Source organism: Pseudomonadota bacterium (genome assembly GCA_022361155.1).
Classification (GTDB): Bacteria; Myxococcota_A; Polyangia; order Polyangiales; family JAKSBK01; genus JAKSBK01.
This window is the reverse complement of sequence record JAKSBK010000361.1, coordinates 1-12,954: the sequence shown is the minus strand read 5'-3', so window position 1 is coordinate 12,954 and position 12,954 is coordinate 1. Positions and strand designations below refer to the sequence as shown.

Here is a 12,954-nt window from a genome sequence, read left to right as displayed (position 1 = left end):
TGCGAAACAGCTTCCGCAAGCTCGGCGAGCAGCGACAATACGAGCCCGAGAACTGGGTGGACACGCGTCATGAGCGCTACGGGTATTTCCGTCTGGAGCGGCTGACCTTCGATCGCTCGACAGCTGCTGCTGACCCGCACCACGGGTTTACCGACTTTCTCAACTACAACGTGCTGCGGCACAATATCTGGCAGCGCTGGCGCAACGACGCGGGCGAGCCGATTCCCTACGAGCAGCGTCAGGTACGGCCGATCGTTTGGTACACGACGCCCGAGCTGCCGGCCCACCTGGTCAAGCCGTCGTTCGAGCTGGTGGCGCGGTGGAACGAGGCGCTGATGGACACCGTGCGCAGGCTCAAGGGCGAACCCGGGGCCGAATTCCCCGAGGTGCGCTGCCAGGACAGCGACCCGGACGGCTACTGCTACTGCCTCGCGGACGCAGAAGGCCAGACGCTGAACCCCACCTGCCCGGGCCGCTACGACCCCTTCGTGGCACCGGAAGGCTACCAGGATGCCTACGGCGCCGCCGCCGTCGAACCGTACGACTGCTACGTCGAGGTCCCGGACGCCGCCGAGCCGGACCTCGACAACCCCGCGCTCGGCGACAGCGATTTCGAGGGCTGGTTCGGGGCCGGGATGGTGGGCGAGGAGTGCGTCAGCCTGCTGCGCATCAACACCTGCAACAAGCGCTCGATGGCCGAAAACGGCGGCAGCAGCGAGGGCCTCGAGTGCGAGCAGCGCGGCGATCTGCGCTTCAAGTTCTTGAGCTACGTGGACCAGCCCGGAACGCCCTTCCTGGGCATCGCCACCCTGCGTGGAGACCCCGAGAGCGGCGAGATCGTGGCTGGCGACGCGAACATCGCAGGCCCGGCGCTCGATGCCTCGCGCACCAACGCGATGCACACCTTCGATCTGGTCAGCGGCAACGTGAGCGACCGCGAGTTTCTCTCGGGCGAAGACGTGCGCGGCTTTTTCGACCACATCAACGATTCGCAGCCCCCGGCGCCACCCCGCGTGGATTTCAGCCTGGCGCTGACCCGCAATCGCGCCAGCAGTCAGGACCTGGGCGCCATCGATCGCAAGATGAAGCGCCTGCTGCCACGACTCGAGCGACTGAAAGGTGCGGAAGGCAGGGCCAACATCTACACGGACCGGCTGAGCGCCCTCAAGGGAACCGAGCTCGAAGAGCAGCTGCTGGGCCACGTCGAGAGCTACATCATGGCGGCCGTAAAGCGCGTGCCCGACGGCGGCAACGCGAGCCAGGTCAGCGACGCCATCTTGGATCGCGTTTCGCCCTTTCGGTTGCCCCTGAGCCAGCGTATCGAGCAGCAGCGTGCGCGCGATCGCCGCCTGGGCGAACGCAGCATCATGCTGCCCAACGAGTACGTGGATGACTCGGTATCCGGTTTCATCCGGCGTCACAAGGACTGGCCGCGCGCGCGCATCGAGTTCGCCGTCAATCGCCTGCTCTACTCGCACACGCAGCTGCACGAGCTTGGACACTGCCTGGGGCTTCGGCACAACTTCGCTGCAAGCGCGGATCGCCATCACTACTACCCGGAGTTCTTCACGATCGACAAGGGCTATCCCCTGCCCGACTCCACGAACTACGACATCGACGGCACAAGGGGTCTGAGCCCGAGCGAGCGCTCCCGTTTCGAGCAGGACTACCGGAGGGTACGCAGCGAACGCGAGCGGGCTGGTATCGACGGTTGGATGAGCTCGTCGGTGATGGACTACACGGCCAGCTGGTACGAACGTTTGCAGCCGCTGGGACGCTACGACGCCGCGGCCGTTCGCTTCGGTTATGGGAACCTGGTGGACGTGCTGTCCACACAAGATGTGCAGGGCGCGCGCCAGGGTCTGACCTACTTCGTGGGCGGCGAGTCCTGCAGCAACGACGCCGATTGCCCCTATGCCCGCGACGGCGGGCGCGCCGGCGAGCTAGCGCGCCAAAACCTCGCGAGCGGGATCGTGCAGCGGTGCGTCGCGAGCCCAAGGGTGGCCAGCCAGCGCATTTGCTCGAATTTCGACGACCAGCTCGAGGCGATCGCCAACGAGGGTGGCGGTGCCCCGCTTCCGGTGCGCCACCTGTTTTGCAGCGACGACCGTGCGGGGGGCGGCGGCGGCGTAGGCGGTGCGCCGATCCCATGGTGCGGCCGATTCGACGAGGGCGACAGCTACCAGGAGATCGTGCGCAACGCCGCGGAGAGCTACGAGCGCATGTACCTGTTCACCAACTTCCGGCGCTATCGTCGCAACTTCAGCGATTCGTTCTCCGCGGTGCTGCAGCGTTTTGCGCTGATGTTCAACATCTATCAAGACATGGTCTACAGGTTCACGCTGGATCCGGACGGCTACGGGCGCAGTCAGGGCAGATTCGGTTTCTACGATCAGTTCCTGGCGTCGATCGATGCCATGAACTTCTTCGGGCGCGTGCTGGCGCAACCTCGGGTGGGCTCGTACGTCTTTGACACCCGCGAACAGCGCTACGAGTACCGGAACGTAGACCCGGACCTGGCGGGACGCGATCTCGGTCTTCCCGTGGGGCCCGGCAAGTACTTCTGGTCCGCGTACCAGCGCGGTCTGAGCGGCATTCACCGACTGGAGGTCATTGGAGCCTTCATCGACAAGTTCATTGCCATGCAGATGCTCACCCTGCGGGGACTCAACTCCGGCTACAGCGTCGATGTACCGTTCTACGTCAACTTCTACGACCTGTTTCCCAAGGAGATGCAACAGATCTTCGCTGGATTGATCCGCGATGATCCCCACGAATACATGCCTCGGGTCGAGTGCCCCAACACGGACTCTTTCCCGACTTGCAGCAAGCCCCGCATCGGTTTCCTCGACTTTTATCGCGGCGACTGCAGCGACGCCGCAACCTGCCGGCCCGACCCCACGGCCGGGGTCTCCGGCACGGTGCTCAACGGGGGCGGAAGCATCTTGCTCCGGTCGCTGGCGACCAGCCTCGGTCTCGCGCAGTTTCCAGTGTTCTTCGATACCAGCTTCCAAAACCAGCTCTTCGTGTGCGTCGAAGGTCAGGGTGACTGCCATTTGCCCGACCCGAATGCGCAGCAGGGGCGCGACTACAGGCGCTACACCAGCCACCGATTCGGCAGGACCTTCCTCGCATGGCGGGTCGAGCCCCGCGGCGGCGACGTCGATCCGGGCCGTTCCATCGGTTTCGAGCTCGTACAGGAAGCCGACGATCTTTCGTTCCTGCTCGACGTGCTGGCCGAACTGCAGCGCGGCGCGCAGCCTTCGACCGACCAGCAGCAGCGCATCGGCGAGCTGGGCTACGAGCTGCCCGCCACGGAGCTCGACATCGCGAACGAAATCCGGCGCATCGACCGCCGGCTGCAGTCGCTCGAGTCGTTCTTCAACCTGCTGATTCAGTACGAGCGCCGTTACGGCATCGCGGGCTACGTGCAATGAGGAACCCCATGCGACGTCTCAGGTCCCGAAATCCCGCCTCCCCGCGCGCTGTCTTGGCTCTGCTTTGCTGCATGCTGACCAGCGCCTGCTCGCAGGCCGGGCCGCACATCGTGCGGGTCCAGACCAACCTGGTCGACAAGGCCGTCTTCGATGGGACCTGGTGGTATGCGACCACGGTCGTGGACACCGACTACGATGAGGCGGCGATCTTCGGCTCGGCCGGTGTGTTCGCACCGTTCTCGGGCAGCATGTCGACCGATTTTGGGATCGAAGACAGCTGGACCATGGCGCGCATACGCTGGGTAATCGATCAGAACACGCTGTTCGCGCACCGCGCTCACGAGCTGGTGCAGGGCGGCAACCCGGACGCCGGCGCGCCGCGTTTCAAAGGTCAACCGCTTGCTGCTTTCACGATCGAGGCTCACGTGGACGTGCGCCAGGACTACAACCCGCTGACAGGGGAGGGCTTCAACGTCCTCAGCGAAAACACCAGCGACCGCCGCTGGTTCGAACGCCAATTCATGCGCGTCGACTGGTCACGGAACCTGGTTACCCCTTTCGCGCCGAACGCTGCGGAAGGCGCGCTGTTTCTGCAATTCACCCGCGAATCCGTCCCGTTCTTCTTTCAGGAAAACGCGCATCAGGACTTCCCCAAATCCTACGAGCCCCAATTCGTGCGCATCGGGGATGACCCGGACTACCGCTTCCACGACGAATGGCCGAGCAACGAAGCCGAAACCGTTCACTACATGTCCTTCGTCACCCAGGAGATCTGGTCTCCGGGCAGTGCTTGTTTGCAGGCGAGCGCACAGACCCAAGCGGATCTGGGTCGTTTCTGCTCCGCGGCCGCGGTCACGGTACGCAACTCTTTTCTGCGCGTGCCGCCCGAGCACGAGTACGGCGCCGAGACCGCGAACAACAGCGAGTTCGACCATTTCGGCTACTTCCGCTCCTTGCAGCCTACCTACGCACAGGGTGGACAGAATCGTGCGGTGCAGCGTGCCCACTGCGAAAGCGACGCGGACTGCGGCGGGGCGCACTGCGACCTTGCGCAGCACATCTGCGTAGGCGGGCTGACCAACACTTACGGTGAGACCGACTTTCTCGCGTTCTATCGGCCGCGTCACAATTTCTATAGCGACTCGCTCGAGGACACGGAGTGTGCATCGGACTGGGAGTGCAATGCGCGCTTCGATCTTTCCTGCAGCGGCGAGGAGTGCACCTACCTCCGTGCCTCGCGTCACGGCTCGGTGTGCGATCGAGCCGCGCGGCGCTGCAGCGTGCCGCTGCGTTCGCGACCCACGCGCCGCGTTGCATACCATCTCAATTCCGGCTATCCGCCGCACCTCGTGCGATCGGCCTTCGAGGTCATCGGCGGCTGGAACGGCGCCCTGATGAAGGGCCAGCGTGCCGTGAGCGGCAAGCCGCCCATGGACGGCTCCGAAGTCGAAACGGCCTGCCAGAGGGAAGCTCCAACGGCGTACTGTTTTTGTGGATCCGCCGAAGATGCCGGCGGCTCGTGCCCCTACCGCTACGATCCGTTTCAGACGCCCGCGGAAGCGGAGGCGATCGGTGTCGAAAACCCCTACGACTGCTACGTGCAGGGACCGCCCGACGTGGCGCATCCCAAGGCGTACGACGACTACAAGACGCCGGAAGTGTACGGTTACGAATTCGAGGGATCCGAGTGCCTGCTGGTGCTCAAGTCGAACAGCTGCGATCGCGATCCTGCGCTCCCCTGCGAGGAGCTGGGCGATCTGCGCTACCAGTTCTTCAACTACATCGAGCACGGTGGGACCGGTTTTGGGGGGGTGTCGCTGCCGTTGATCGATCCCACCAACGGGGAGCTGATCACTTCCAACGCCAACATCGCCGCCGTTTCGGTTGAACGGGTGGGTACGCTGGCGACGCAGCTGTTTCCGTTGCTACGGGGCGAGATCGGCGAAGAGGAGTACTTTGCCGGCGAGAACCTGCGCGGCTACTTCTCGCGGCTGGGCCGCGTGCACTATCCCGTGGCGCTCGCGCCGGGTGGTGACCAGGGCTACGGGGTTCGTGACCCTGCCCGGCCGACCGAGGCCAACCCTGACCACGAGCCCGACGTGGCGCAGGCGCTGAGGGAGCGCCTGACGAAGCTGGCTCCAAAGCTTCGCCGGCTGCAAGGCAGCGAGGGTCGCGCGCTCGGCTTTGGTCATCGTCTGCGCTCGCTCGAGGGCACGGCGATCGAACAGCGCCTGCTTCGGGCCATGGGCGCTGACGGCCGAGAGGCCGTGGCGGCGCTGGCGTCGCAGCCCTGGCAGTCGTACCGCATCGGGAATCCCGATCTCATCGAGCGGCTGTCGCCGGCCCGCAAGGGCTTCGTTCAGAGCCTCATCCAGGAACGCCAACGCCTGACCTACATGGGCAAGCGGGGCATCGATCCGCCCATGAGCGAGCTCTACAACGCGCGTTACTGGCAGTATTGGGCCGACGCGTTCAAGGGCTACCCGCCTGCCGAGGCTTCGATCCGCATGCAGCAGGCCTGGCTCACGGCCCTGCAGTATCACGAGATGGGCCATAGCATGGGTTTGACCCACAATTTCGCCGCCAGCCTGGACCGCAACCAGTACCACGACGGCTACTTCCGCGTCGCGCGAAGCCTGCCGCTGCCGCGCTACGAAAGCTACGACCAGCGGGAACAGGGCGGGGACGAGAACGGCAGAGTCACGGGTCAGGAAGCGCAACGCTGGGCGGCCGACCTGCGTCAGGTGCGAAACGAACGGGCCATGCTGGGAGGCGGCAACGTGATGACGTCTTCGGTGATGGACTACGCCGGCGACCTTTCGGGCTTCTCGGGGTTGGGACGCTACGACCATGCGGCCGTGCTCTTCAACTACTTCAACCTGGTGGAAGCCTACACCGGCTATCCGGTCGAAGACGACCCGAGCTCCACGCTTGACGGTTTGCTAAGGAGCGATCAGGTCGGCCGCACCTTGTGGACCTACTACCGGGGCGGCGAAGCCTGCGAGGAAAACCTGCACTGTCCCCACAGCGTCAAGCGCTCGAATCTGGCCGATGACCAGGCGGTCTACCAGCGCTGCGTCGCCAATCCTCGGCTGCGAAACCCCCTTTTCGCGGAACAGAGGCGTGCCTGCAACCCCGGGCGAGGCGACCGCGACTGCCTGTGCTCGAACTTCTACGACGATTTCGAGGACTACGTGGACGGTCTCGCCTACCGCGACGTCCGCACCGATCCCGTACCGTCCTTCTACCCCGTCCGCTACCTGTTTTGTGCCGATGACCGCACCAACGACCTGTCGTGGTGCTCGCGCCACGACGCCGGTGAGTCGTTTCGCGAGGTGATCGATCACTACCGCCGCTTGTGGGAAGAGAACTATCCGCGCACCTACTTCCGCAACTACCGTCGCGGCGGTCCGGTTTCCGGCCAGGCAACCAGCTGGATCGTCGATGCCACGAAAATCTATCAGCACTTGTTTTTCAGGCTCTTTTACGAGGAAGGCTTTCAGAGCGACACGGGACCCTTGGGCCTGAACGATCAGCTGTTTGCATCCGTAGATGCGCTCAACTGGCTCGCGCAGCTGGCCAGCATGCCCGATGTGGGATCCTACCGGCTCGACCCAACGGCCAACCTGTACCGGAAGATCAGCTCCAAACCGGGGCTTGCCGGAGCCGATCTGAGCCTGGAGCCGGGTCAGGGCTTTCACCTTTGGTCGACCTACCAGGACGGTCTCAACGGCTTCTTCCGCACCGAACGTGCAGGCACGTTCTTCGACAAGATGGTCGCGATCTTCGCCATTGCGAATCGAGACTGGGGCCTGAACTTCCGTTACGACGAACGGTTCTTCATCAGTTTCCACGACCTGTTTCCGCAGGAAACCAGCGAGCTGCTCGGGGGCTTTGTCCTGCGCGATCCCCGGCAGTATGCCCCGAGGGCCGTACTCACCCCCGAGGGGGCTCAGCTGACCTACCTCGACACCTACCGGGGCCAGGTCTTCGGGGCTTGCTTCGATGCGGGAGAGCCGGTCGCCTGCCGCGCCAGCCAGGACCAGGTCTATCCTGAGCCGGCGATCGACGGCACGGATGCCGAGGTGCTGCGCGACTGGGCGACCATCACCGCGCTGGCCTTCTTTCCGGTCTACTTCGATACCACGTTCGAGCAGCAGCTGTCGGTCTTCAAGCTCGGCAGCGGCGATGGGCACAAGCTGCCGGCCGAACGACGTGACGGCACGCCCACCTGCTTCTATGGCCAGGCGGGCTGCAGCGAGCCGGACTACATCATCTACGGTTCGGACAGACTCCACACTTCGTATGTCGCTGTTTCGGTGAAGTCCGAATTGGAAGCCAAGACGCCGGAGGAACAGGTTGGCTTCGAGCTGTTGAGGCGGCTGTACGACCGGCAGGAGCGGCTGCAAGCGTTGAGCGCCCAGCCCCAGCCCTCCCCCGAGGAGCGCGCGCACCTCGACGAGCTGCAACGCGATATCGAACGCGACGAGTCGTTTCTCGACTACTTGATCGAGGTTCAGCGGGCCTACGGCATCAGCTCGTACTTCTAGCAGAACGTTGATTGGTGCCCGTCCCGAAACTCCGGACAGGTCGAGCCAAGTGCGCTCCGGCGCAGACGGCGCCTTTTGGTGCTTGCTGTTGCTGCTCGCCGTGGCGGAGCTCCTGGCGCAGCCGGCGGCACTGCGTCAAGTGGTCGCGGACAGCGACTGGCTGGCTGCCGCGGAGTTCGTGCGCGCTCGCCATAGACCGGGCGATCTAATCGTAGCGGCACCCGCCTGGACCGATCCGCTGGTCCGTTGGTCCATCGGTGACAAGATCGACCTGCCTGACGCGGGTCGCAGCGACCTGTCGCGCTACCGCAGGCTCTGGTCGCTGTCCGTGCGCGGGGCGCGCGCCGAAGAAGCACCCGCTGCAGCGCCCGAGCTTCGCCAGCGTGTGGGCAAGGTAACCGTCGAACGCTGGGCGCTGCCGGAGCCTCGGGTGCTCTACGACTTCGCCGAGCACCTGCGCGCGGCGCGGGTAAGCATGGAGTCGCGCGGGGGGCGGCACGACTGCCCCTGGGTGCGCGCGCGAGCCGCACGAGGCGGCGGCCTCGGTAAGGACTCGCTGCGTCCACCCGAGCACTTTGCGTGCGATCCAAAGCGCCCCTGGCTCTGGGTCGCCCCCATCGTCATGGAGGACTTGAACCTCAAACCGCGCTATTGCGTTTGGCAGCACCCCGCCGGAAAGCGGCCCGTGCGTGTCAGCTTCGACGACGTCCTCTTGGGCGACGCGCTCGTGCTCTACGGCGGTCTGTACTACCACCACGAACGCAAGAGAAGGGGCGGTCCCGTGCACGTGAGGCTGTTCGTGGACGACGCCGACGTGGGTCGCATGATCCACCAGGACGGCGACGGGTGGAAACGCCTTGAAGTGCCGCTCGAGGCGCAGGTGGGTCGAACGCACGCCCGGATCGCCATCGAGGTGACCGCGCCGAGACCCTACCATCGTAGTTTCTGTTGGGCGGCCTCGATGCGCGGGCAGGCGCGCTCGAACGCGGCTGCGGCGGGTAAACGCAGGGGAGCGGAGGGGCTCGGTGAGTAGATCGCCCGGGCTCGGCGTTCGCGGGCACGCGACCGGACTGGTGCTGTGTCTCGGCTATCTGGCCGTCCTGACGCTCAGCGCGGATGAGCTGGCGATGGCGCGCGACGAGGGCTTTTATGTGGTCGCGGCCGAGCGCTACGCCTCCTGGTTTGGCCTGCTCTTCAAGCAGCCCGAGCACGCGCTCACGAGAGAAGTGATAGATCGCTTCTGGAGCTACAACCACGAGCACCCCCCGCTCTTCAAGGCGCTGTTCGCGCTTAGCCACCTTGCGCAACGCACCTGGCACCTGTTTCCAAGTGACTCGTTGGCGTTTCGCTTCCCGGGCATGCTGAGTGCGGCGCTCACCGTGTGGCTCCTGTACACGTTCGGAGCTCGGCTGGAGAACCGCCGAACCGGCTTGTTCGCCGCTTTTGCCTACGCGCTGCTGCCGAGGCCCTTCTACCACGCCCACCTCATGGCGTTCGACGTGCCCATCACGCTGCTGGTGCTGGCGGTGACGTACGCCTACTGGCGCTCTTTGGCCTCGCGAGCGTGGGCGGTGTTGTGCGGCCTGCTTTTTGGATTGGCCCTCGCCACCAAGCACAACGCGTGGATCGTGCCGGGCGTCTTGCTCGTTCATTTCTCGTGGGTGTGCGTTGCCGAGCTGCGCGCTCGTCGCCTGGGCGGCGGCATTCAACAGAGCGGCGGCATTCGACAGAGCGGCGGCGTCGGACAGGGCGGCGGCATTCAACAGGGCGGCGGCATTCAACAGAGCGGTGCTCAACAGAGCATCGTGCCGTACTGGCTGCTTTTCATGGCGATCCTGGGCCCGCTGATCTTCGTGGCCAGCTGGCCTTGGATCTGGCACGACACCCTGGTGCGCGTGCAGGACTACGCCGCGTTTCACCTGCACCACGTCTACTACAACATGGCCTATTTCGGCGTGAACCACTTCCGCCCTCCGTTTCCCATGAGCTTCCCCTGGGTGATGAGCCTGCTTACCTTGCCGCTGACCACGGTGGCGTTGTGCGTGACGGGGATCGTGCTCGAGCGCCGAGCGCTATGGCCGAGCTTCATGAGGAAGACCAGCGATCGCGCGTGGCTTGCACGCGACCCTCGCGAAAGCAGCGTGCTGTTGTTCGGGTCCTTGCTGGCACCGCTGCTCGTAATTTCGCTTCCCTTCACTCCGATCTTTGGAGGCACCAAGCACTGGATCACGGCCTACCCCTTTCTCGTGCTGTTCGGCGGGCTCGCCTTCTCGCGCCTGTGCGACGCGGTGCTTGCGAGGCTGCCGCTCGACACCGAGAGCACGCCTCGGATGCTCGCCCAAGCTTCGCTACAACCCCGATCGCCCGCTAGGCTTGATCTCCCGCCGCGCAGCGGTGCACGCGGCCTGCTGCGACGCGCAGCGCCGGCCGGGCTTGGCTGCATCCTGCTCGCCCCAGCGCTCGTGGAGACGGCCCACTCGCATCCGTTTGGACTTTCTCACTACAGCGCCGCGTTCGGCGGTGCGCCCGCGGCCGCCGACCTCGGCATGAATCGGCAGTTTTGGGGCTTCACCACGGGCTCGATAGCCGGACTGCTCAAGCAGCGTCTGCCCAACGGTGGCCGTGTCTTTCTCTGCGATACCACTGTCCAAGCGTGGCGCATGCTTCAGCGCGATGGAATCGTACCGGCCAACGTGCGTCCCACACCCCACATCACCCGGGCTCACTACGCCCTGGTTCATCACGAGCACCATTTCGCGGAGGTGGATCACCAGATCTGGACGGCCTACGGGCGCGTGCAGCCCGTTCATGTCCTGACCTACGACGGAGTTCCCATCATCTCGATCTACGAGAACCCGTACTTGGTGCGCTGATCCGCTGATCCCTAGCCAACCAGCTTAAGCTAGCCTCGGCCAAGCCCAGGCAAGCCCAGGCAAGCCCAGGCTAGCGCAGGTCGACCACGAGGTTGCGCGTCCTACCCGACTCGATGCGGACTCTACTCTGGCGCTCGGTCCCGAGCGGCCGGTTGACCAAGCGCAGGTTATGGTCACCCGGGGAAAGCTCGAGCCCGAAAAGCGGAGTGACCCCCAGCTTGCGGTGTCCCAAGTAGACTTCTGCCCACGGGATGGCGTTGATGCTGAGCCTTCCTGGAACGGGCGTTGTGCCCATCCCCGCTTGGCTGCCCGCCGCTCCCCGCGCTGCTGGGCTCGCCCCCGCTTCGTGGCGTGCTGCTGCTACCTGCTTGAGCTGGCCCCGGCGTGCTCTGACCGGGCGCAACCTGCCGGGTCGCTTCCCGGCTGCCGAGTCGAGCCCCGAGGCTCGTGAGGATGCCGGACCCTTGGCGCGCGTCGGGCCGGCGCCTGGCGGCCGCCCCGCTGGCGTCTCGGCCTTGGCGCCACGCGGGTCGCCCAGCGTGGACATGCGGACCGGGCTGGGCGGATCCGGGGAGCGCGCTGGCGCGATGGAAACCACCGGGGTCGCGGAATGGGTACCGGTGCCTGCACGAGAGCCGCTTTTCTCGGAGACCTGCTTGCCCGCGGAAGGGGTGCCAAGAAAGGACCAGTCGACACCGCTCGCGGCCAGCCAGGCAATCAGCACGCAGCCAGCCAACAGCGCGATGGCCGGGGCGGCTCGGCCGGTGGGGCTGGCCTGACGCTTGGGCTCGGCCGGTTGGGGCGCTGGTCCTGCCGGGCCCGAGTCTCGCGGCGACCTTTGGTCGGGCAGCGTCGCGTGCGTGGTCATGCGATCGGTGAAATCGGGGTCGGCGCCGTCGCGCAGGAAATCGGTTTCGAGCGTTAGCTCGCCGCTCTCTTGCTTCCCGGCTCTGCTGCGACAGCGCTTGGCACGTTCGGCAAGCTCATCGCGCGGGGAGTGGCCGCTGCTTGCCCGGGCGGCTGCGACGTACTGCTCGAGCGCGTTGGCCACCTCGCGCGCGCTGGCAGGCCGTTGCTCGACCTCGACGCTCAGCAGCGCGCCGAGCAGGGACCGGAGCGCTTGTGGTACGGTGTCCTTACTGGGTGCGCCCTGCGGGTCCTTCTGTCCGGGCTGCGGACGCTGCCCGGTGATCATCTCCGCCAGCAGGACTCCGAGCGCATACAGGTCCGAGCAGGGATGCGGAGCCTCACCACGGCTTTGTTCAGGTGCCATGTAGCCGGGCGTGCCACCCACGCTGTCGGGTGCGTCGCCGGCCACCATGGCCATGCCAAAATCGCTGATTTTGACTTCCCCGGAATTCGAGATCAACACATTGGCCGGCTTCACATCTCGGTGAACAATGGGACGGCCCTCGTCGTCGCCGGACTCGTGCGCGTACGCAAGTGCTCGCGCGACCTCGGCGGCCACGTAAGCCGCCACCTCGGGCGGCAGCGGCGTACCCGTGCGAGCCTCGTGCAAGACAGCCGCCATGTCCGTGCCGTCCACCCACTCCATGACCAGGTAGTACTCGTCGCCCGAGCGCCCAAAGTCGAACACAGGGACAATGTTGCTGTGGGTGAGGCGCATGCTCAGGCGTGCTTCGCGGATGAAGCGTTCCAGGGCGCCGGGCCGTGTGAGTCGCTCCGAGCGAATGCGTTTGATGCACAGGTCTTTGACAACCCCCGCGGCAGCGAAGATACGTGCCCTGTGCACCTCGCCCATGCCACCGGCGCCAAGAGACTCCAGAAGCGCGTAGCGCCCAATGCGCTCTCTCGGAACACCGGCCGACTGCTGCGACCCTTTCACCTAACCTCGACCTTTGCTCTGGCTCTCCTGGTGCAGGCCATGGCACTCCCACTGCAGGCGCAAAACCCATGGGCCGGCCCGAGAGTCCTAGTCGCTAGGAGCTTAGCCGAAGATGTCCCCTGGGCCGAGCAGGCAGTCAAAGCCGCGCTAACTCGCCTGCGAGCTCGGGGCGTGGAGGCGCTCGTGTCCCCCCCCAGCGCTGCACCCCCATCGGAACGAAACAACCGGAAGCGCGCGGCCGATGCGTA

General features: G+C 65.4%; 6 protein-coding genes. 5 read left to right on the top strand and 1 reads right to left on the bottom strand.

The genetic code is table 11. The features are described from left to right. The 4 genes from MJD61_13985 to MJD61_13970 form a co-directional block, all read left to right on the top strand. Positions 1 to 3,437 (top strand): hypothetical protein (locus tag MJD61_13985; GenBank protein MCG8556380.1); only part of this gene is annotated, 3,437 nt, incomplete at its 5' end. Positions 3,438 to 3,445: 8 nt separating this feature from the next. Beyond that, a complete protein-coding gene (locus MJD61_13980; GenBank protein ID MCG8556379.1) occupies positions 3,446 to 7,987 on the top strand; it encodes a hypothetical protein in 4,542 nt (1,513 codons plus the stop codon). A 49-nt stretch (positions 7,988 to 8,036) separates the two neighbouring features. Beyond that, the gene (locus tag MJD61_13975; GenBank protein ID MCG8556378.1) at positions 8,037 to 9,020 is read left to right on the top strand and encodes a hypothetical protein; all 984 of its coding nucleotides are present in this window, start codon (positions 8,037 to 8,039) and stop codon (positions 9,018 to 9,020) included. Further along, entirely contained in the window at positions 9,013 to 10,860 is a 1,848-nt protein-coding gene (locus tag MJD61_13970) for a glycosyltransferase family 39 protein (GenBank protein ID MCG8556377.1), read from the top strand. Before MJD61_13975 ends, MJD61_13970 begins: the two co-directional genes overlap by 8 nt. A gap of 70 nt (positions 10,861 to 10,930) precedes the next feature. Here the strand turns inward: MJD61_13970 and MJD61_13965 are convergent, their stop codons facing one another. Further along, the gene (locus MJD61_13965; protein MCG8556376.1) at positions 10,931 to 12,706 is read right to left on the bottom strand and encodes a protein kinase; all 1,776 of its coding nucleotides are present in this window, start codon (positions 12,704 to 12,706) and stop codon (positions 10,931 to 10,933) included. A gap of 39 nt (positions 12,707 to 12,745) precedes the next feature. Here MJD61_13965 and MJD61_13960 point away from each other — a divergent pair. Then, positions 12,746 to 12,954 (top strand): hypothetical protein (locus tag MJD61_13960; GenBank protein ID MCG8556375.1); only part of this gene is annotated, 209 nt, incomplete at its 3' end.

Coding starts and splice junctions, on each gene's coding strand:
- MJD61_13980 (MCG8556379.1), top strand. CDS start 3,446: ATGCGACGTCTCAGGTCCCGAAATCCCGCCTCCCCGCGCGCTGTCTTG.